General features: G+C 26.2%; 12 protein-coding genes. 4 read left to right on the top strand and 8 right to left on the bottom strand.

Features of this window, described 5'->3' with window-relative positions; genetic code table 11:
* Window positions 1–371: 371 nt before the first annotated feature.
* From ACWPW7_RS03135 to ACWPW7_RS03125, 3 genes are all read left to right on the top strand, one after another.
* Complete coding sequence (locus tag ACWPW7_RS03135; RefSeq protein ID WP_291569047.1) at window positions 372–1277, top strand: selenium metabolism-associated LysR family transcriptional regulator; 906 nt, start codon at window positions 372–374, stop codon at window positions 1275–1277.
* A gap of 599 nt (window positions 1278–1876) precedes the next feature.
* The gene (locus ACWPW7_RS03130; protein ID WP_291569048.1) at window positions 1877–2164 is read left to right on the top strand and encodes a hypothetical protein; all 288 of its coding nucleotides are present in this window, start codon (window positions 1877–1879) and stop codon (window positions 2162–2164) included.
* Window positions 2165–2343: 179 nt separating this feature from the next.
* The gene (locus ACWPW7_RS03125; RefSeq protein WP_454052312.1) at window positions 2344–3567 is read left to right on the top strand and encodes a S8 family serine peptidase; all 1224 of its coding nucleotides are present in this window, start codon (window positions 2344–2346) and stop codon (window positions 3565–3567) included.
* A gap of 293 nt (window positions 3568–3860) precedes the next feature.
* On the opposite strand, the gene ACWPW7_RS03120 is transcribed toward ACWPW7_RS03125, so the two are convergent.
* The gene (locus ACWPW7_RS03120; RefSeq protein WP_454052311.1) at window positions 3861–5105 is read right to left on the bottom strand and encodes a competence/damage-inducible protein A; all 1245 of its coding nucleotides are present in this window, start codon (window positions 5103–5105) and stop codon (window positions 3861–3863) included.
* Window positions 5106–5384: 279 nt separating this feature from the next.
* Between ACWPW7_RS03120 and ACWPW7_RS03115 the strand changes: the two genes are divergently transcribed.
* A complete protein-coding gene (locus tag ACWPW7_RS03115) occupies window positions 5385–6098 on the top strand; it encodes a DUF2278 family protein (protein ID WP_454052310.1) in 714 nt (237 codons plus the stop codon).
* A gap of 79 nt (window positions 6099–6177) precedes the next feature.
* On the opposite strand, the gene ACWPW7_RS03110 is transcribed toward ACWPW7_RS03115, so the two are convergent.
* From ACWPW7_RS03110 to ACWPW7_RS03080, 7 genes are all read right to left on the bottom strand, one after another.
* On the bottom strand, window positions 6178–6594 hold the full coding sequence (locus tag ACWPW7_RS03110; protein WP_454052309.1) for a rhodanese-like domain-containing protein: 417 nt from the start codon (window positions 6592–6594) through the stop codon (window positions 6178–6180).
* A gap of 253 nt (window positions 6595–6847) precedes the next feature.
* A complete protein-coding gene (locus ACWPW7_RS03105; RefSeq protein WP_454055462.1) occupies window positions 6848–7795 on the bottom strand; it encodes a phosphoglycerate dehydrogenase in 948 nt (315 codons plus the stop codon).
* A gap of 310 nt (window positions 7796–8105) precedes the next feature.
* Complete coding sequence (locus tag ACWPW7_RS03100; protein ID WP_454052308.1) at window positions 8106–11033, bottom strand: insulinase family protein; 2928 nt, start codon at window positions 11031–11033, stop codon at window positions 8106–8108.
* Between the two features lie 209 nt (window positions 11034–11242).
* Window positions 11243–15499: an acyl-CoA dehydratase activase-related protein gene (locus tag ACWPW7_RS03095; protein WP_454052307.1), complete on the bottom strand. Its 4257-nt coding sequence runs from the start codon at window positions 15497–15499 to the stop codon at window positions 11243–11245.
* A 237-nt stretch (window positions 15500–15736) separates the two neighbouring features.
* Window positions 15737–21163 carry a diguanylate cyclase gene (locus ACWPW7_RS03090; RefSeq protein WP_454052306.1) on the bottom strand — a complete coding sequence of 1809 codons (5427 nt, stop codon included), beginning with the start codon at window positions 21161–21163 and terminating at the stop codon, window positions 15737–15739.
* A gap of 327 nt (window positions 21164–21490) precedes the next feature.
* Window positions 21491–22357 carry a methionyl aminopeptidase gene (locus tag ACWPW7_RS03085; protein ID WP_454052305.1) on the bottom strand — a complete coding sequence of 289 codons (867 nt, stop codon included), beginning with the start codon at window positions 22355–22357 and terminating at the stop codon, window positions 21491–21493.
* 519 nt (window positions 22358–22876) lie between these two features.
* A complete protein-coding gene (locus ACWPW7_RS03080; RefSeq protein ID WP_454052304.1) occupies window positions 22877–23533 on the bottom strand; it encodes an amidase domain-containing protein in 657 nt (218 codons plus the stop codon).
* Window positions 23534–23602: the final 69 nt, after the last annotated feature.

The raw sequence follows: 23602 nt of genomic DNA, 5'->3' as shown, positions 1-23602 counted from the left end.
TCACATCTTTTTTATTTTTAATCTTTATTTTATAATGAAGTTAATAACCATATATATTATTAATTTCATTATAAAGTACTTAAAAACTTAATTCTTCTAAAATTGAGTTTATACTTTGTTGTTAATTTTTAAACTAATATATTATATAACTAGTTATAAAACTTCAAAAATATAACTTAATTATAAATGTTAGTAAGAGTATCTTCAAATTAGTTACATTTAATGTAAAAATATTCATATTTTTTTGCATAATTAAGTAATTAATAGCTATAATTTTCAATATTGTTAAACTTTTTACTAAATTGTATTGAAATATTAAATAGTTAAATAGATAATATATATGAATGTAATAAAATATTAGGGGGAGAATTATGGATTTTAAACAATTAGAAGCCTTTATAACTGTGGCAAAATTAAGAAGTTTCTCTAAGGCTGCAAACGCTATCTATCTTTCACAACCGACAATAAGCTCTAATATATCTAGTCTTGAAAAGGAATTAAAAATTCAACTTTTTGATAGAACCTCTAAAGAAGTTAATTTAACTCCTGCCGGGGAGTCTTTTCTAGAGTATGCAACAGATATAATAAATACTAGAAATAATGCCATTGCAGACATGTCAAATTTCAACAACAATATTTCTGGAAGATTGCATATTTCTGCAAGTACCACACCTTGCAATTCTATATTACCTGAACTAATTAGTAATTTTAATGATACTTATTCAAATGTTAAATTTAATATAAAAGAACAGGGCTCCGTTGGAATTATAAAAGACATTTTAGATTTAAATTGTGAAATTGGGTTAGTTGGTACGATGATACATAATAGCAAAATAAAAAGCTATAAAATTATGGACGACGAATTAGTTATAGTCTCTCATCCAAATCTAAACTTACCAGAAGTAGTTAAACCTTCGGATTTATTAAATTATAAATTTATAATAAGAGAAAGAGAGTCTGCAACTAGAAAAACATTTGAATCCGCTCTTATGGACGGCGACATAGATGTCAATAAATTAAAAGTGTTATGTGAAGTTGATAATTTGGATGCACAAATTAAATTATTAAAATTAGGTATGGGAGTTTCCATATTATCAAAATGCCTATGTGATGATTTAGTTAATTGTAATAAAATGAGAATAAGTACTATACAAGGACTTTCATTAAAAAGAAGTATATATCTTATAGTAAGTTCTAGAAGAACTCTTACACCTATTGCTACAGCTTTCTTTAATATGTGTAAAGATATGTATGGCTTTAAGTATATTGAAAAATAATTAGTAAATAATTATATATTTATTATAAACATAAGTAGTAATTTCATTAAATATATTAAAAAATAGAAAAAGTATTATAAATGTTTATAGATATTTAATTGATTGATTTAATTGTTAATAATAATTATATGTAAAAGATATATGCTCTTTTATTGTAGTGAGTCTAATTTAGCTAGACTCACTACAATAGAGGAAAAGCCTTAAGTTAATTTATAATAAATATTTCCATAATGTATTTCCTCAATATTTTGCATTTCTTAATATACTACTAATAAATTTACCAAGCACCGCTTTATTACATATTCAAAAACTTCTCTCTTTCTCAAAAATTTAGATGTAATTATTTATTGTTAGATTATATTTTTAGTAATCTAATTTATGCACCAACTTATAATATTCTTATCAACATATATTATTTAAAATCTAAAGATTAGCTATTGATTTTTTATCCATAAAATTGTACATATAGTAATTTATCCAATTTTATATGGTATAATTTTACTATATTATATAAATTCATATCTACAAAATAAGAATTTTTAGCATATAAATATTTTTTTATATAAAACATTAGGAAGTATACACTAGGAGGCTTTGAAGTGCCAAAGAAGGTTAGGAATATAAATAAATATAGAAAATCAGCTTCAATATGCTTGATAATATCTTTTACAATCAGTCTACTCAATATAGCTTATAATATAATGTTTTTAACAATTATGTCTATATTACTATTAATAATTTTTTTTACAGTATCTCTTATATTTTGGCGATGTCCAAATTGTAAAGAGGGACTGCCAATTAGATTGAATATTGATAAAGAAATTGACGATGTTTATATTTGCCCCTATTGTAATGCAAAAATTCGTGATGGAGAGACTATTAAATAATTTACCAACTATCATTACCAATTAATTAAAAAACTTCACTACTTTTCATACAATAAATTAAAGCTTTTCTAATTTAGATATATATAACTTATTTTTCTAAAATCTCTTATATATATTTTAACATTTATTTACTATATTCATATAATATTATTAGCGTAACAATCGATAGGAGGCTTTTTATGTTCTCTTTTAAAAGAAAGTTATCACCAATGTTAAAAGATGCTTTATCTAGTAATATGTATAATAGTTATAGAGTGATAATTCAATATAGAAGTCTGAAAGACGGACTAGAGAAAAAAATAAAATCTTTTAGAGGCGAATATCTATTTTCAATAGTAAGTATAAATTGTATGGTTGCTATTTTAAACTCTTCCGCTATAAATAAACTTTTAGAATTTCCAGAAGTTAAGTATATGATGTTAGATGATTATGCATTTTTATGCGGTAGAAGTGTGCTTTACTCTAATGGCATATCTCTTCAAAGTAATAATAGCATACTAAAAGGAAATTATAATTTAAGTGGTAGAGGCGTAGGAATTGGTATTGTAGATAGTGGTACTTATCCTCATAGTGATCTTACTCATTCAAATAATAAAATAAAAAAATTTGTAGATCTCTTAAAAGGACATACTTATCCTTATGATGATAACGGACATGGTACTTTTATAACAGGATTAATTTGCGGAAGTGGATATGAATCTAAATGTAAAAATAAAGGTATTGCAGAAAATAGTCATGTTGTCATGATAAAAGCCTTTGATAATATAGGTAAATCTTATATTTCTACCACACTATTAGCTATAGAGAATTTAATTAATCTTAGTGAGGAGTTTAACATAAAAATAATCTGTTTGCCTTTTGAAACCTATGATATATCTAAAAGAGTATTAGCTTTATATTCAAAGCTATTTAAAAAAGCCATTAAGAATGGAATGATTGTAGTAGTACCTTCTGGTCACAATGGAAATAGTGAAGATAGTATAAGAGGAATAGCAACTTTAAAAGAAGTAATAACTGTAGGTGGAATGGATACAACTATAGGAAATAAAATTTATGATTTTTCCTCCTGTGGATCCTCAAGAGTTTTATCTAAACCTGATTTTGTAGCCGCCTGTGTAAATGTAACCTCTTTAAATACTGATATAAATTATGTTTCTGAAAGAGATGGGATGAAGTTATATCCTGCTAAACTTAAACACTCCTATGTGGATTATACTGGCACTTCTATCGGTTGTGGATTTATTGCTGGAGTATGTGCATTATTATATGAGTATAATAATGATTTAAAGTTTGAAGATATTTATGGACTACTAAAAATATCTTCTAAGTTTTTGAAAGAAAAAAAATATATGCAAGGTAATGGTTATATAAACTTAGATAATATCCTCCCTCAAAAAAAATAAATATATAACTTGAACTGTAGATAGGTATATAAAAATTAATGCACCTATCTACAGTTCTTTTTCTAGAGTTTTTAATATCAAAGAGAATATTATCTTATATTTTTATGACTATTTTGCTATTAATGCTTGTCCTATTAGTAGATTATTCCTTAATTTACATAAACATATGGAGAGGTATTATTTAATGGTGATAGAAAACAAACCTTGATACTTAACTCTTTAGCTAATATCAAGGTTATTTTTATATAAATATATTATTTTATTAAAAAATAGGTAATAAAGAGATTTTAATCCTATCTTATCCCTCTTTTTAAAAGTTCTCTACGTAATAAATCTAAAGCTATATTTGTAGCTCTCTCCCTTATTTTTTGACGATTTCCTGCAAGATTTAATTTTTTAATTATTATTTCATCTTTAATAGATAACCCTATATATACAAGTCCTACAGGTTTTTCTTCTGTTCCACCACTTGGTCCTGCTATTCCTGTAGTAGATATACCTATATCTGCCCCTGAAGTTTTTGTTATTCCTTTTACCATTTCTTCAGCTGTTTCACTACTTACTGCACCATAATTCTCTAAGGTATTTTTGTTAACACCTAACCTTCTTATCTTTGATTCATTACTATAAGTTACTGCACCTTCTAAAAATGAAGAAGATACACCAGAATGATTTACAAGTTTTGCAGCAATCATTCCTCCTGTACAGGATTCAGCAGTAGCAATAGTTAAATTATTTTTTACTAACATTTCTGCCAATACTTCTTCTAAGGAAGTTTCTCCTTCTCCATAAATCCTATCTCCTAATATTTTTCTTACTTTTTCTTCTATAGGTTTTATTAATTCATAACTTTCCTCTTCACTATGTGATTTAGCAGTTATTCTAAAGGTTACTTCTCCATCTTTTGCATAAGGAGCTACAGTAGGATTTGTTTGATTATCTATAATATCAGTTAACATGTCTGCGGCTTCACTTTCACCTACTCCTATGACTCTTAAAACCTTAGAAACTAATATACCATCTTGATATTTTAAGAGATATGGTACTGCCGCTTCTTCAAACATAGGTTTCATCTCTTTTGGTGGCCCTGGAAGAGTTATAAGTATTTTCCCTTCCTCATCAATAATGCATCCTGGTGCTGTACCATTATTATTGGGAAGTATTATAGCGTCTTTAGGAAAATATGCTTGCTTTTTATTGCTCTCTGACATAGGCTTTCCTAATTTGTTGAAATATCCTTCTATTATTTCTAAAGATTCGTTATGTAATACACTTTCTTTCCCAAAATATTCAAAAGCTACTTCTTTGGTTAAATCATCCTTTGTAGGTCCTAGTCCTCCAGTAGTAATAACTAAATCTGACCTACTAAATGCTAATTTATAGGCATCCTTTAATCTTTCAGGATTATCTCCTATAACACTTTGATGATAAACAAATACTCCAAGTTCACTAAGTCTTCTTGCTAAATATTGAGCATTAGTATTGACAATATCTCCAAGTAATAGTTCTGTTCCAACACATAGTATCTCTGCTATCATTTTAAATCCCTCTTTTTACTTTTTTAAATTTTAAAAATAATTATACTTTATATTATATCACACCTACTTTTAATATTTTTTATGTCTATAAATATATTATCCTATTAATGTAAAACTATAAGTAAATTACTTACTCTAGCTAATTTTATTATTAAATAATAAAATTAAATTTATAAACAAATAATATTTAATACACTTTCTATATTTTAGCTTTAGTTTAATAATAACTTTTTTAGTTAAGGATACTATTATGAAATTAAATCTGAAAGGATTGATATTATGCCTAGAAAAACTAAAAATAATCGTAATAAATATAAAAATAATCGATGTAGATCTCTAGGTTTGGATAGCTATGGAATGCTTAAGTGCAAAATTATAGATTATAAGGAAGACAGAGAGGATGACATAACTCCTCATTTTCAAATTCATGTTCAAGCAAATAATGATCATTATAGTTTAGCTATAAATGTTAAATCTGTTGAGAAACCTAGTGAATTAAGATTTTATTTAAATAAAAATTTTATTCATCCTATTATCTCAAAGATAATTGATGTATCATATGGATTTTCTTATAGCTTTGAATACACTTTAGATTATATTCGTGGAGATCTTGGCTTTACTAAAGAAGATATGATTACTTTACCTTATGATGCAAAAGGTGCTGACAATGATATTACAGATAAATTTATTCAGATAATAAGTGAAGCAAAGAATAAAAATGCTGACCTATATGCTTTTGGAGCAAAATGGTCACCTGGAATATATAAAGCAAATAGAGGCAAAGACTCATTTAAATTAGTACCTAATTGTGGTATGCATAATATTCATATGAATCAAGGTAATAAAGGGAATCATCAATGTGAAAATGGTGTTTATCAAGATGGCGGACTTTTAATACATTACCCAACTCAAAATACATGGACAGCAGTATTTCTTGCTTTTCAATCTCAGTCTTGGAATACAGATAATAATACTGGAATGGCTAAAGATTAAAAAGTTATAACTTTAAATATGCAAAATGTTATAAAAAAGAGAATATTACCTTTTATAAGTAATATTCTCTCAAATTAAGTTATTTTTCTATATCATATGTCCATTTAGATATACCTTCATTCATGTGATATAACTTAGTGAATCCTTTATCTTCTAAGATCTTCATAGCTTTATCACTTTTCTTTCCAGAATTGCAATAAACTAAAACTTCTTTATCTTTGTATTGCTCAATTTCATTTGCTTTAGAATCAAGTTCATCAACTAAAATGCGTTTTGAATCTTTTAAATGACCTTTAGCAAAATCTTCTTCACTTCTTACGTCAAGTACAAGTAATTCTTTACTTTCGTCAATCATTTTTTTAGCTTCATCAACAGTTACATTAACTGCAATAGTATCTTCTTTCTTTTCTTCTGCCTTGTCTGTACTTTTGCTAGAACATCCTATCATACCAATGCTTAAAACTAAAACCATTAATAATGATAATATCTTTTTCATAATATATCCTCCCTAAATCCCAAATTATTCTTAATGCTTTATACGAAAAATATTATAATATAATATACATAAAATGTATTCATTTATTATAAGATTCTATAGCTTGTAATTTATTGATTATATTTTTATATAGTTATCTTTGTAAAATAGCTAATTATAAATGTAATAAATCTTTGTCTAAAGCTCTTTAACGAACAAAAAGCCTTTATGATAAAATCCATAAAAGCTCTTTTAATACTTTACATCATTTAAATTAATATCCTTTATTTAAATCTACAACATTAAATAAATTTTCATTGTTTTTATAATGGCTTAAATTTTTATATACAGTAGTAAATCTTCGTTCATTTCTCATTTCTGAAATCCATGAATTATGAGAATTTATTATTACATTTTCTAATTTCCAAAGGATACTATCTTCATTTAATGGTTCTTCCTCAAAAACATCTAATGCTGCAAAGGAAATTTTACCTGTTTTTAAAGCTTCAATAAGTGAATTTTCATCTATTATACTTCCCCTTGCTACATTCACTAAAAATACCCCATCCTTCATTTTATTTATAATATCCTTATTTATTAAATGATGAGTTTTCTCTGTATAAGGTATAGTTATGACTATAACATCACTAATATTAAGTGCTTTCTCTAATTCATCTATAGAATAACATTTATGAAAATACTCTTCTTCATGACCTGAAGTATTAATTCCTAATATATTAGCTTCAAAACCTTGAAGTCTTTTAGCGCCTTCCTTTGCAAGACTTCCTGTACCTATAAAGGTAACTGTCTTTCCATAAAGCTCTAGTAAGGAAGTATCCATCTTCCATTTATGAATTCTTTGATTCTCATAAGCAGCTTTACTCTTTTTAAGCATTTCCAATATTTTTAATACAATCCATTCTCCTATAGGAATGCTATATCCACCTTTATTATTACAAAGTATTATACTTTTTTCTTTTATGATATCTTTAGGCACTTGATCTATGCCTATACTAGACAATAATATTAATTTTAAACTTTTCATTTTTATTATATCTAAAGTTTCAAAAGGATTATAGCAAACTAATATTTCTACATCATCTAGTTCTTCACTGTAGGTTATAGTTTTTTCATCTTTAATTATAACTTCATAACCTAAATCTTCTATTGCCTTAATCTTTTCTCTACCATAATTATAAGTAAATAATACTTTCATAAATATACCTCCAAACTATTATATTCCTAAGTACGGGTCAATTAATCATAACTTTTAGCTAATAAGAAACTTTATTAAATTATTTTCTATCAATAAGATTTTATCAATTAGACTTTAAAAATAAAATGCCTTATAGAAATCCATAAGGCATTTTATTCTAGCATATGAACGAAAATAACTAGTCAAAGATGGATGTATATTTTACATTAGACAAGGAGACAGATTTCCATGATAGTTAGGCTATCATGGAAATCTGACAACGCAGTATGATGAAAAATAGACGATCATACTGACTAGTTATTTTTTTGAATATGCCCTATTTAAATACATTTTCTAAATTATTAAATAGGCTGCTATTTGCTTTAATTTTATTGTCATTTCCTAATACAGTATAAAAGTTTTTATTCATTATCTCTTCCATCATTTTTGCATAATTTCTTATATCTTTTTCTGTTGTACTTAAAACTTCTTCTCTTTCTTTTACTCTATCTTCTTTAGTAATATGTCTTAAGTAAAAGGCTACAGCTCTATCTCCCTTCATTGAAGGTGTTAGAGGTGCGTCTAATTCACTAATTGTACCTATAATATATTTAGTCATTTCTCTTTCAGAGGTAGAAAAGTTTTTAATATAATTTACAACATTATCATAAGCTTTTAAAGTTTCAGCTAAATTAGGATCTCTATATGATACAAATACTAAATTTCCACTTCTAACTAAACTTGCAAAGCCACCATAAGCTCCACCTTGAACTCTTACCTTATTCCATAAATAATCAAGGCTCATTATTGTTTTTAATACTAATAATTTCCCACTATATTCGTAACCTAGTTTTTTCAAATTATATCCTTTAGCTACATATTGAACATTGGAAGAAGTTAATAATCCTTCGTTTTTCTGTTCTTCTTCAAATTTGTAATATTGCTTCTCATATTTTTCATCTTTTAAGTCTTTAACTAATATATTTATATTTTCTCCTAGAACATTAAGTTCTTCTTTCTCACCTGTGATAGATACCATTAAATTATTTTTATTAAATATAACCTTTTTAACATGCTCTAACTTTTCTATAACTTCATCTATTTTATTATCAAAGTTTTCTTCTATATCCTTTATGAACTTATAGTATTCGTAGCCAGAGATATATTCCATATATTTAGCTGCTGGTGTATAATAAGAGTTTAGTCTTGAAGCAGCCACTTGATGTCCTCTATCAATCATTTTCATTTCTATTCTAGATTTTAATTGCTGAACAATTTCCTTTATACGTCTTTTATTCTTAAAATTAGTATAGTTAAATATCTCTGATAATAACTCTAATTGATGAGGAATTTTATCCACAATACCTTTAGAATAACCCACAATATATGGATAATATTTGTTACTATCTAAATCATCTGCAAATATTTCACTCTTAAAATAAATTCCACCTGTATTAATTAGCATTTCATTAGATAAATCCACATAGGATTTTTTATCTGTATCAAGTTTGCCTAATAATGAAGAAAGTAAACTTGCGTAAGGTATATATTGTTCTTCTAAGGACATAGCATCAAAATGAACGTTTATATATGCTATTTTACTACTAAAAGTGTCATGCCATAAAACTCTAACTCCATTAATCTCTTTATCTACTATTGTTAAGTCATCAACGGTTCTTTCTATATCCGTTAATGAAAGCATAGGAATGGTTTCTAATACTTCTGGTGAATCAGGTGTATTTTGACGTTCCATTAAAGAATTAGTTTGTTTTATTATATTCTCAATTTCCTCATCATTTAACGTTTCTTTATAAGCTTTTAGCTTTTCAGAAGTTTTCTTATCTATTTCTTCCGCTAATCCTTTTTTAGGTTTTAAGATTAATAATGATGAGTGATTATTATTTAATAAATATTTATTAATAAGATCCTCAAAATAATTTGTAGTTAATGCAGTTTTCATTTTATTAATCATATCGTCATATTCTAAATGAATTGTAGGGCTCTTTCCATATAGCCAACTATCCATAAGAGATATGTAATAAAATAGCCCTTTAGGAAATCCCTGAAGATCTGCTTCTCTTAATCTAAACTCTGTTATGTTAATACAAGCCTCTATAAGCTTTTTATCTATTCCGTTATTTACAAGCTCCTTTAAAGTATTATAAACAATTCTTTCAAATTCTTCTTTTTTACTTTCATCAGAATTTTTGACTACTATACTAAATATAGGTTGCAATATACTTGCATCTAAACTTCCATATACATCTTTACCTATATTAGCATCTAATAATGCTTTTTTAAGTGGTGCACCTTGAGTTTCTAATAATAAATATTCTAAAGTATCTAATGCTAAATGCACTTCAGGCTCATAGGCTCTTCCTGTTATAAAATTTAAAGCCATAAAAGTTTTATCTTTCTCACTATCATCTATAGCTATAGGATATTCTTCTATGATTTCAATTTTTTCTTTAGGTAGTGATTGAAGTTCTATCTTAGAATTTATATCTTTACAGTCAAAATTACTTAAATATTCTTCATTTATAAGCTTTAAGCAATTATCTAAATGCATATCTCCATACAAGAAAATATAGCTATTAGATGGATGATAATATTTAGTATGGAATGCTAAAAACTCTTCATAAGTTAAATCTGGAATATGTTCAGGATCTCCACCTGACTCTACTCCGTAGGTTGTATCAGGAAATAGTCCTTCCTGAATCTTTCTCATTAGCACTCCTTCTGGTGAAGAAAATGCACCTTTCATTTCATTGTATACGACACCTTTATAGGTTAAATCATCTTCTTTATTTTCAAGCTCATAATGCCAACCTTCTTGCATTAATATTTCTGGCTCATTATATATGTTAGGGTAAAATACTGCATCTAAATATACATCCATTAAGTTTAAGAAGTCTTTCTCGTTCTTACTAGCAAGAGGATATATAGTCTTATCTGAAAAGGTCATAGCATTTAAAAATGTGTTTAAGGATCCTTTTATAAGTTCAACAAAAGGTTCTTTTGTTGGAAATTTTCTTGAACCACAAAGTACACTATGCTCTAATATATGTGCTACCCCTGTACTGTCCTCTGGTGGGGTTCTAAACCCTATTGAAAAAACTTTATTGTTATCATCATTTTCTAGATGTAATAACCTTGCTTTAGTCTTTTCATGTTCAAAAATTCTTGATATTGAATTTATTTCTTTTATATTTTTTTCTTCTATAAGTTTAAATCCATTATAAATTTTACCTACTTCATATCTCATAAAATCACTCCTAACTTTATTACATTATATCAAAGATAAATAAATGAAACACATATCCCTTTAAATATATTTTGCTTAGTTAAAGTTTAATATTCATTTAAATATTTATATTGTAATTTAAATGAATACTTTTTATATCCTTAAATTTTAATGACTTCTTTATTATAAAGAAGTCATTAAAATTTAAAATTAATTCACTTAATAATATATTAATTTTTTATCTCTGTTTTACTTTTTTCTAATTTTTCTAGATTTTTAGTTGCAGTAGAAAGCATAAGCTTCATTCTATTTAATTGATTTACTTCACTAGCACCAGGATCATAATCTATTAGTGTAATATTTAAATAAGGGTATCTTCTCTTAATTTCTCTAATCATCCCTTTTCCTATTACATGATTTGGTAAACAGGCAAATGGCTGTATACAAACCATATTATTAATTCCAGCTTCTAACAATTTAACAATCTCCGCTGTTAATAACCATCCTTCTCCAGCTTGATTGCCAAGAGATAAAATGTCATCTGTTCTTTTGGCTAATTTTTCAATTGTCTCTGGTGGTGTGAATCTTTTACTGCTGCTAAGAGCTTTTTTCATTTCTCTTATATAAAATTCTATATATTTAATAGCCAATTTACCACCTAAGAAATCTTTTAAACTTCCGCCTAACTTCTCATATTTAAACTTCTGATTATAAGAACAATATAATAGAAAATACATTAAATCCGGTATTATTACTTCTGCTCCTTCTTTTTCTAATATTTCTATAATATTATTATTTGCTAAGCTATGATACTTTAAGAAAATTTCCCCAACTACTGCTACCTCTGGCTTAATTGTATTCTTAATTTCCAAACTATCAAATTCATTTACCATTTGGCTTATAATATTTTTAAATTCTTTAAAACTTCCACTAATTATGTTGTTTTTACATATTTCTAACCATTTTAAATAAAGTAAATCTGTTGAATTTTTTATCTTCTCATAAGGCCTTACTCTATTTATCATTTTCATAAACAGATCACCATAGGTTACTGCCATCAAACCTTTATTAATCATTGGTACAGTTATTTTAAATCCTGAATTATTCTCTATTCCTTGAACACTTAAAGATATAACTGGTATATTTTCATATCCTGCATCTTTTAATGCTTTTCTTATAAGACCAATATAGTTAGATGCTCTACAAGTACCTCCTGTCTGAGAAATTACTACAGAAGTACTACTTAAATCATAATCTCCAGACTTAAGTGCACTTATGATTTGACCTATTACTACAATGGCAGGATAACAAGTATCATTATTTACATATTTTAATCCTTCTTCTATGGTATGCCTATTAACTGTTGGTAACACTTTTAAATTGTATCCTGAACTTTTAAAAGCAACTTCCAATAGTTCAAAATGTATTGGAGAAAATTGTGGACAAAGTATTGTATGTTTTTCTCTCATCTCTTTTGTAAATATAGTTTTATCGTATGTCTTTATAATTTTTAACTTAGAAATTTGTAATTTATTTCTATTATCTATAGCAGCCTTAAGAGAGCGTATTCTAATCCTAGCTGCACCTAAATTATTGACTTCGTCTATTTTTAGTAATGTATATATTTTGCCAAAACTTTCTAATATCTCTTGTACTTGATCTGTAGCAATTGCATCTAATCCACATCCAAAAGAGTTTAATTGGATTAACTCTAGATTTTCTCTATTACCTACAAAATTTGCAGCCCTATATGTTCTTGAATGGTAAGTCCATTGATCAAGCACTCTTAATGGCCTTGAAGTTTTAGCTAAATCAGCTACGGAATCCTCTGTAAAAACTGCCAGACCTTCTTCTGATATCATATTGGCTATACCATGATTTATTTCTAAATCTAAATGATATGGTCTACCGCTTAATACAATTCCCTTTCCGCCACTTTTATCTAAATCTCCTAAAATTTCTAATGCTTTATTTTTTAAATCTTCCTTAACCTTTATAGCTTCCTCATAAGATTTATCAATTGCAATATTTATTTCTTTTTGACTTATATCAAAGGCTCTTAATTCATCATATAAATTTTTTTTCATTGACTTTTTATCATTAAAATTTAAGAATGGATTTTTATATATAATATCTCCACTTCTCAAAAATTCAATATTGTTTTTAATAACTTCTGGATAAGAAATTACTATAGCGCAGTTATAGTGATTATCTGCGGTCTCATCTTCCAGTTTCTCATAAGGAATACATGGATAAAATATAAATTTTAAACCCTTTTTTATAAGATTTACTATATGACCATGAGCAATTTTTGCAGGATAACAAAGAGACTCAGATGGTATAGTATCAATTCCTTCATTATAAATTTTCTTTGTAGAATTTGGAGATAATACTACTCTAAAACCTAGTTCCGTAAAGAAAGTATACCAAAATGGATAGTTTTCATACATATTTAAAACTCTTGGTATTCCTACTTCTCCTCTTGTTGCCTCTTCTATGGTGAGAGGTGTATATCCAAAAATTCTTTTATATTTATAATCAAATAAATTTGCCGCTTTCTTTTTATTTTTAGCAACTCCTACACACCTCTCACATCTATTACCAGAAATAAATTTTCTACCATCGGAAAATTTATTTATAGTAAGCAAGCAGTTGTTACTACATAATCCACAATGATTAAATTCATTTGCTACTTTAAATTTCTTAAGGTCAGATTCTGCTATAATACTCGAAACTTCATTTTTATTATAATTTTCTTTTGCAATAAGAGCAGCACCAAATGCTCCCATAAGCCCTGCAATATCAGGTCTTATAGCTTCTTTGCCAGAAACTTTCTCAAAGGCTCTTAAAACAGCTTCATTATAAAAAGTTCCCCCTTGAACTATAATTTTTTCGCCAAGTTCCTCAGGATTTTTTATTTTTATAACTTTATAAAGAGCATTTTTAATTACAGAATAAGATAATCCAGCAGATATATCTCCAATATTTGCACCTTCTTTTTGAACCTGCTTAACTTTAGAGTTCATGAACACGGTGCATCTTGATCCTAAGTCTACTGGACTTTGTGATAATAAACCTTCACTAGAAAACTCTTCAATACTCATATTTAAAGATTGTGAAAACATATCAAGAAAAGAACCACATCCTGATGAGCAAGCTTCGTTTAATTGAATAGAATTTATCACTCCATCCTTTATTTTAATGCACTTCATATCTTGACCTCCTATATCAAGTATAAAGTCTACACCCTTTAAAAAGTGCTCCGATGCTTTATAATGTGCGATGGTTTCAACTTCTCCAATATCAATATTTAAAGCTGACTTTATAAGAGCTTCTCCATATCCAGTAACAGTGGCTTTAACAATTTTTATTTTCTCATCCATCTTACTATATATATCTCTTAATATGTTTATAGTACTTTCTAAAGGATTTCCCTTATTACCATCATAAAAAGAATATAATATGGCACCTTCATTATCTATTAATATAGCTTTAGTAGTTGTAGAACCAGCATCTATACCTAGGAAAGCTTCACCTTCATATGTAGTTATATCTCTTCTTTTAGCCTTATAGTTATAGTGCCTTTCTCTAAAGCTTTGTAATTCTTGTTCATCTTTAAATAATGGCTCTAATGTATATGAAGCAGATACATTGTTATTATCTAAGTTTTTAACAGATTTTAATAATTGTTCAAAGGTTATAGCTTTCTCTTTTTTAGATTCAATAGCTGTACCAATAGCTACAAATAGTTGAGAGTTTTGTGGAAATAATATTTCTTCCTGTTTTAATTTTAAAGTCTCAATGAATCTTTTTCTAAGCTCTGATAAAAAGTACAAAGGTCCTCCTAAAAATGCTACATTCCCCTTTATTGGCTTTCCACAAGCAAGACCACTTATGGTTTGATTTACAACAGCTTGAAATATAGATGCAGCTATATCTTCCTTTGTAGCTCCTTCATTTATAAGAGATTGTATATCAGTTTTTGCAAAAACTCCACATCTTGCAGCAATTGGATAAATAATCTTATAATTTTTAGCTAACTCATTTAATCCTTGAGCATCAGTTTCAAGTAATGTAGCCATCTGATCTATAAAAGCTCCTGTACCACCAGCACAAACTCCATTCATACGTTGCTCTAAACTGCCTTCAAAGTATGTTATTTTTGCATCTTCTCCACCTAATTCTATCGCTACATCAGCAGTATCTATAAAAGCTTCAATTGCTTTTGTGCAAGCAATAACCTCTTGAATAAAAGATAATTCTAAAAGCTTTGAAAGTGATAATCCACTAGACCCTGTCATCATTGCTGTAATATTATAATCTTTATATTTGTTAAAAGCTTCTTTTATAAGTAAAGCTGTAGTTTCTTTTATATTAGAGTAGTGTCGTTCATATTTACTATAAATAATATTATCTTTCATATCTAATAATACAAGCTTAATAGTAGTTGATCCTACATCCACTCCTAAATGTAATATTTCTTTCATAAACTTCTCGCTCCAGTACTATCATTATTAAGGCATCTTCAAAAAAATAATAGACCATATGTTAGCCTATTTTCCTTCAGATGCCTAATGTCACCTACATCATGAATAGTATCCATAATATATGAGCATCATTTTATGATTTTACCCTTTTTCATACATAATATACTTACTTTTATTCTATATATGAAAATTATAGAGCGGAAATAAAGCCATTTGTATAAAACAAATGGCTTTACTTTATAATTTTGAAAGTAAGGTCTTTCCTAGTATAGTTACAAAATTTACATCATCTAAAGCAAATTCCTTTTTTCTAGCTGAAACAGATAAATATAAAATTGCTCTAACTTTGTCATTTTTTATAATAGGTGAAACAATCACTGATTTCCAATTTGGCATAGAACTTAAAGAATCATATTCATTGATATTATCCCAATCTATAGTACAAATATTATTCTTATTAACTATAACATCTCTTACTAAGCTTTCATTATATTTTTCAGAATTTATCCATTCTTTATCAAATGCTCTTCTTCCATAGATATCTCTTATTTCACTATCACTTACTAGGAATATGATTCCATTATCTGACTCTGTTGATTCTATAATTCTTCCTAATGCATTATAGAGCATTTCTTCTCTTTCTTTACTGGCTCCAACAATTTCAATAAGCTCAATCATGGTGGAAACATTTCTAAAATCTTGATTTATATTACCAGAAATAATTCCTGTAAGCTTGTTTGTTGGATTCAATTTGCCTCTATATTTTTCACTCCAAACTACTGATCTATTCCTACCTGTATTTTTAGCAATATACAGAGCTTGATCTACCTTTTCTATTAATTCTTCATACTGAGTAGCATGTTCTGGAAAAGTAGCTACTCCCAAGCTTATAGTCACATCTCGTTTACCCTTTAATATATTTTTCTTATGGATTTTATCACGAATTTTTTCTGCAACTGTATAAGCTCCATACATATCTGTTTCTGGAAGAATTACTATAAATTCTTCTCCTCCATATCTTCCACATATATCTGTTTCTCTTATATTATCTAGTATAATATCACAAATTTCTTTTAATACTAAATCTCCTGTTCTATGACCAAACCTATCATTTATATCTTTAAATAAATCTATATCAATCATAAGAATAGAAAAATTAGAATTGTATTCATTGCAATATTCTAATTGATTATTAATTGCTTTTTCTAAATACTTTCTAGTAAGAGTAGAAGTTAATTTATCTGTAGTAGAGCTGATTTGAGTATTATATTTATCAAGTATAATACCTAATATCTTAGTAATTTTTAAGCATTCTTTTAAGCTATCTTCATTAATATTATTTAATATTCTCTCAGATTCTAAATAAATATATCCTATAGTATTATCTATATAATATATATCAGAATTCCTTTTTAAAATTTTAATTCCTTTATCACCTTTACCATCCATTATTATTGGAATACACATACTTGATTTAATAGATGAACTAGTTATTTTACAAGATGTAAGAGTAAACCTTTCTATAAAATCATCTTTAATAATAAGTGATTTTCTGATATCTCTCACTCTATTAAGTATAGTTAAATCTTTGGGTAATTGTTTATTGCTATTACTACTTGCTAAAATTTCAAATTTTCTGTCATTTTCAACTACTACTATTGCTCTACTGGATATAGTTAAATAACATAAGTATTCAACTATTATTTCCATATTCTTTATACTGTTTGTTGTTAAATGTTCAAAAATATCTGTTATATCTGTTATTTTTGTAGGTAGTGATAAAGAACTTAGTTCTCTTAAAGAATCCATAAAAAAATTACTCTTTATAAATTCATTATAATTTAATAAATTAAATAAATCTTCTACATCATTCTCTGTATTAACTTCAATTTTATTCTTACTAGAATCTATAGTATTTTTTCCATATTTATAACAATCAACTATACACTTAAATCTTTCAAATGGTAATACCATATTATTGCAAGTAATAAAACCTACTCTAAAATCTTTAGGTACTTGTAATGTTAAATCTATAATTACTCCACAAGCTTCAAAATAATAGATTGCTGCATAAGAAAATTCTTTTTTATTATAAAAATAATTTGCTATAGTTAAATAAACTATCCATAATAAATAACTTTGCTCTTCTTCCTTACAACTGTTCAAAACATCAATTAAGCTTTCTAAATTAACATTATCATATAATACTGTCTTAAGAAAAATTACTCTTGTAATGTTTCTATAGGATTTAACTTCATTTTCTATTGGTTCAATTAATTTTAGCAATCTTTTAGCTAATTTAATACTGTTGTTTAAATAAAAATTTGTCGCTGAAATACATATTATTGAAGCCGCAGCATCTTTATTAGTAAAATTATTAAATTTTTCTTCTAATTCTTTAAACAATTCTTCTATATCTTCATATTTATTTTGTTCAAGTTTAAAAATTAAGTTTAAAAGCTCAATTTCAAATCTAAATATTACATCAGAGTTATTGTAAGAATCTAAAGCTTTTTTCATATAATTTTCTGCTATACATATCTCTCCACAAATATAGTGAATCCTATATCCTAAAAGATAAAATTGCCCTGCATCCCTTTCTGTTACATTGTATTCATCAATATATCTCTTACTCAGTAAATAATATTTATAAGTTTCACTATATCTTCCAAATTTATATAGTATATTTCCTAAATAAGTATTACAATAAAACCCTATAGAAGGATAATCATACTTTTTAGCTTTTTCTGATGCTAAAATATAATTATCGTAGGCATCATTATATTGATTCAAGCTATAATGAACAAAAGCTATATTTATTAATGCTATTATCTCGTCATATACTAAATTCTTTTCCTTACTTAAATTATATACTGTATTAAAGTATTCAAAAGCTTTATCTGTGTCCTCATAATAATCACTATATATAACTCCTATATTATTCAGTATCCTTATTTTTTCTCTATAATTTTCATCATTACACAATGCTAAACATTCAGTAAGCATTTGTAATGCTTCTTTTATTTCATTTGTATATATAAATATGCTGCATATTATACTATAAAATTTAAATTTATATTCTGAGTTTTTTTTATCACATTTTTTTAAGGTCTCTATACAAATATTATAGGATTCTTCATATTTTCTTTCTGCTAAATACATAGAAGCCAGTATAAAATTATATGCTATTAAGCCATCTTCATAATTTATTTTACTTAAGACTTCTTTTGCTTTTTCTTCATATACCTTAGCTTCTTTTATATAATTTCTTTCAACATATATCTCTAATATATTAATTAGGGCATCCACTACTTCCTCATAACAATGCTCTTTTTCCCCTAAGGTCACTGCATCTTTAAAATATTCTAAAGCAGTGCTTTGTTCATCTTCTTGAACATATAAATTCCCTATATTTAGCATCACATTTAATATATACTTACTATTGCTTCCACTACTTTTTAAATGATGTAATATTTTAAGAAAATTACTTATGGCATCTTTTCTATTATTCAGCATTAACATTGTCTCTGCGTTTTTATTATAATAATTTATTAATTTTATTTTGTCTTCTGCTCCTTCTAAATGATAAATAAGCTCCTCTAAATATTCATTTCCTCCTTCTAAATAATATTTTTCTAGCATCTCTGCCGCTAATTTATGTTTACTCTTTTTTTCATATTTATCTATTCTCTCGTTAATATATATTTTTAAAAACTTATTATAGAAATCAAAGACAAAACCTCTATCTTCAATTTTCTTACATAATACTCCTTTAGATATTAAATCATCTATAAATTTTTCAAGTTTATTAATGTCTATATCTACAAATATACTTATCATTTCTAAAGAAGTTGCTTTATCAAATATAGAAATTACTGAAAGGATCTCATAAGTTATTTTATCAAACTCATTTATTTGGCTTTCTAGCGCTTCATGCATATTTTTAGGAAATTGAAGATTTTCAAAATCATATTTTTTATACCATTTTCCACTACTATCATTTATATATATATATTTTCTAAAGAAAATATCTTTTAATAATTCCTCTACAAATAGGGGATTCCCACTGGTATTTTTATAAATTAATTCAGTAAAATTTTCCGGTATATACTGCATACATAATATATCCTTAATCATAATACCTACTTCATCAATATTAAGTTCTTTAAGTATAATTTCCAGTCTTATATCTTCTTTTACTTTATATATAAATTCCATAAACTTTTTATTTTTTAGGCACTCACCATCACAATAAGTAAATATCAGCATCAATTTATTATTCTTATTACATTTACTAAAATTATAAAGAATAAATTCCAATGTAAAATCATCTGCACAGTGTAAATTATCAATTAATACTATTATAGGCTTATCCCAAAATACCTCTTCAATAAAATTACTGATATTATTTATAACTCTAAATTTTTCTTTAGCTCCTATTAAAGTTTCTATAGGTGTTATATCTATGTTATCTGCTATTTCTGGAACAAATTTTACAATATCATAAGCATATTTATTTATAGTTTCTTGTTTTGCTTTTGAAACAACTTGTCGTATAAATTCACTAAAAACTTTCTCACTGCTTTTACAATCTATTTTTTTATCTAAGGTACTATAAACATTTGTGTTCTTTAACCTTAATAAATACTCTAAATGCTTTAAAAATTTAGTTTTTCCTATGCCTGTTTCCCCATGTATAGTAACTATTTTGTTCAACATCTCATACTTAATTAAAGAATTATAAATATTTATTATAGATTTTATTTCTTCTTCACGGCCTACTAATTTATTATTAAAATTTAATTTTTCAAGTACTTCTTTTTTATAAGGTTTATAGTTTGTATTAAATTTATTATTGATATCTACTATAATATCTGTCACACTATCATATCTTTCTTTAGGGTCAAACTTTATCATCTTTTCAATAATGCCATAAAATTTTTTGTCAAATTTATTTATAGCTTCATAATCTTCATAAAGATAGTTGTTTATATTTTTAATAACATTACTAATACTTTTATTGCTTAAGTTGTAGTCATTACTTTGTAAGCATAATATTAGTAAAAACACACCTAAAGAATAAATTTGAGATTTTATTGTATATTCTTGTTTATTTATATTTTCTGGAGCTTTGAATAAATTTTCCTTTGCAAGCTCTTCTGTAAATTCATATTTTGTTAATTCAACAGTAATTAAATCTTTTAATTTTATAATATTATTTTCACTATCATAATAAACACTATCTCCATTTAAATGTTCATAAATATATCCTTGTACATTTAGATAGTTTAAAAGTTGACATAGAGTAGCAAAAATATCAATTATTTTTTCTTTGGTGTCCCATTGTAAATCAATAAGCTTATCTTCTTTATCCATTAATTCAATAGTATAATAGTACATTTTATTATAAACTTGTTTATTATCGATCATGTCTACTAATCCAAACTCAAATATAGACAGCAATCCTACCTTATTAATACTACCTAAACTTGAACAATTATCTATACAAAAATTAATAAAATTTTTTGGAATGTATTTTGAATTAAGAATGTTAAGTTGTACTATTTTCGAATTATTTAATATATCTACTGCCTTATAAGAAGAATATAGTCTGCTTTGCTTTTTATGTTCAATTACCCTATATCTATTATTTAAAATTTCCATCCTTAATTACACCCCTTTTTCAATGACCCTCACTAAATCATTTACCATAATTATATCAAAATAAAACATTTTTTTAAATATTTACCATTTATATCTAAATAAATTGCTTAAAAATAGAGTAGATACTCTAATATAGATATTATGTTGTAAAATAATCATGATCTACTATACTTCTTCTTAAAACTACTAAATTAAAAAATGAGGAATTTGTAAAATAAATTCTTCCTTATTCATATCTCTTTTTAATCGTACTAATTAGTAGTGCCTTCATTTAGAAATCAGCATTATTTTAAAACATAATGAAAATATAAGTATCTACTCAAACTTTTATGTTAAGATTTCATATCCATTTTCAGTAACTCTTATAGTATGCTCCCACTGAGCAGATAATGAGTTATCTTCTGTAACTGCAGTCCAATTATCTTCAAGTATCACAACCTCAGGCTTTCCTATATTAATCATAGGTTCAATAGTTAAAGTCATATTTGGGAGTAATATCATGCCTTCTCCTGGTCTTCCTATATGGGCTACAAAAGGTTCTTCATGAAACTCTAATCCTACTCCATGACCACCAAAATCGTATACTACAGAATAGCCATGGCTTTCAGCATGCTTTTGAATAGCATGCCCTATATCTCCAATAGTTTTATAAGGCTTAACTTGCTCTATTCCTATTTCTAAACATTCTTTTGCAACTTTTACAAGATTTTTAGCTTCTTCTGATGCTTCTCCAATGATATACATTCTACTTGCATCTCCATAATACCCATCTAAAATAGACGTAACATCTACATTAACAATGTCCCCATCTTTTAATATAGTTTTTTCATTTGGAATACCATGACATACTACATTATTTATAGAAATACAAGTGCTTTTAGGATACCCGTGATATCCTAATGTAGCAGGATATCCACCATGTGAAATTGTGTATTCATGTATCCATGTATTGATCTCTTCTGTACTAATACCTGATTTTATTTTTTCACCTACCATGTCTAATATATCCCTAGTAAGCTTACATGCCTTTCTAATTCCCTCTATTTGTTCTTCAGTTTTCATGATATCTCTAGGTATTGTATATCCTACTTCAAGCTCTAATTTTCCTAAAAATTCATCTTGATTCATATGACATTTTTTATATTTTTTCCCACTTCCACACCAACAAATATCATTCCTATTAAATTTGTTCATCTTTTTTTCCTCCTAATTATAGAAAACAAGGTAACTTAACCTTATTATTATAAATCTTATCTATGTTAAATATATTTAAATACAATATAAATATTTGAATTTATAATACATAAATTATATTATAGTTTTAATATTTTATTACTCAACTATATCTAAATAAGTTATAGGTATATTGTTTATAAATATTATAATAAAGGTAATACAATTTTTTAAATAAAAATCAGTTATTAATATATGATAACTTGAAACTTATTTTTTCACTCGCTATGTAAACTTGAAACTAATAAGAAATATATCAGGATATTTACTAAGTTTGAAGTCTAAATAAAGCTAAGGAAATTCCTTAGCCCTACTTTAGATATCTTTTTAAAAATAACTAATCAATATACTAAATCATTTTGTATTATACTAAATCAGCATATTACTAATGTAACTACTTATTAACAAAATCTATCGATCTATATGACTCTATATGACACAAAATATTCGTCATATCTTTGACTAATTATTTTATAATATTTACTCAATATGATAGATATATATATACCTAATTTCTTTATTTTGTAATAACTTTAAATAATCGTATAAGGACACATCTTTTCTGTTTACACTATGTTGCGCCATAAATAAATCATTTTGACCAAGAACTAAATTATATTCTTTGGCATGTATAACTTGAGAGTGATAAGGATGATTATAATTTTGAGGATCTCCATATTGAACTATATCCCCTATTTCAAGAAAATCATATAATGAATTAAAGTCATTCAGTGCTTCTAATACTGTCATTTTTTTAAATACCTTAGCAGCATTTTGACCAAATCCATTTTCATTACCCCAGTATCGCTTAAAATATCTTGCACTTCTCCAACTCAAAGAGATTTTTTTTAATTGTTTCTCATCCTTTGTATAACAAAACCAACTTTGATAGCTACCATAATCTTGGCCTCTCATTTCCATACCGCCAGCAAATAAAACCTGAGATATAAAATTCGTACAGTCATCCCCCTTAAATAAAGGATATTTATTAATATTAGGAATTTCTGCATGCATCTCAGCATAAGCTTTTGCAGCCTCTCTATTATACTTTCCAGCTCTCTTGTTGCTTTTTTCATCGTTAAGTAGAGGGTTAATTATGTTTTTCTTAATTTTACGTGCCATATTTCTAAAACTCAAATTACCACCTACTTATTATTCCTATTATTAATTATATACGCAACTATATATAATTTGTTAACTAATATT

The organism is Clostridium sp. Marseille-Q7071, assembly GCF_965112025.1.
The sequence above is the reverse complement of the archived record's forward strand: the minus strand, read 5'-3'. Positions and strand labels throughout refer to the sequence as shown.

Bases quoted from the DNA above. Each gene is read 5' to 3' on its own strand.
- ACWPW7_RS03135 (WP_291569047.1), top strand. From the start codon at position 372: ATGGATTTTAAACAATTAGAAGCCTTTATAACTGTGGCAAAATTAAGA.
- ACWPW7_RS03125 (WP_454052312.1), top strand. From the start codon at position 2,344: ATGTTCTCTTTTAAAAGAAAGTTATCACCAATGTTAAAAGATGCTTTA.
- ACWPW7_RS03120 (WP_454052311.1), bottom strand. From the start codon at position 5,105: ATGATAGCAGAGATACTATGTGTTGGAACAGAACTATTACTTGGAGAT.
- ACWPW7_RS03115 (WP_454052310.1), top strand. From the start codon at position 5,385: ATGCCTAGAAAAACTAAAAATAATCGTAATAAATATAAAAATAATCGA.
- ACWPW7_RS03110 (WP_454052309.1), bottom strand. From the start codon at position 6,594: ATGAAAAAGATATTATCATTATTAATGGTTTTAGTTTTAAGCATTGGT.
- ACWPW7_RS03100 (WP_454052308.1), bottom strand. From the start codon at position 11,033: ATGAGATATGAAGTAGGTAAAATTTATAATGGATTTAAACTTATAGAA.
- ACWPW7_RS03095 (WP_454052307.1), bottom strand. From the start codon at position 15,499: ATGAAAGAAATATTACATTTAGGAGTGGATGTAGGATCAACTACTATT.
- ACWPW7_RS03090 (WP_454052306.1), bottom strand. From the start codon at position 21,163: ATGGAAATTTTAAATAATAGATATAGGGTAATTGAACATAAAAAGCAA.
- ACWPW7_RS03085 (WP_454052305.1), bottom strand. From the start codon at position 22,357: ATGAACAAATTTAATAGGAATGATATTTGTTGGTGTGGAAGTGGGAAA.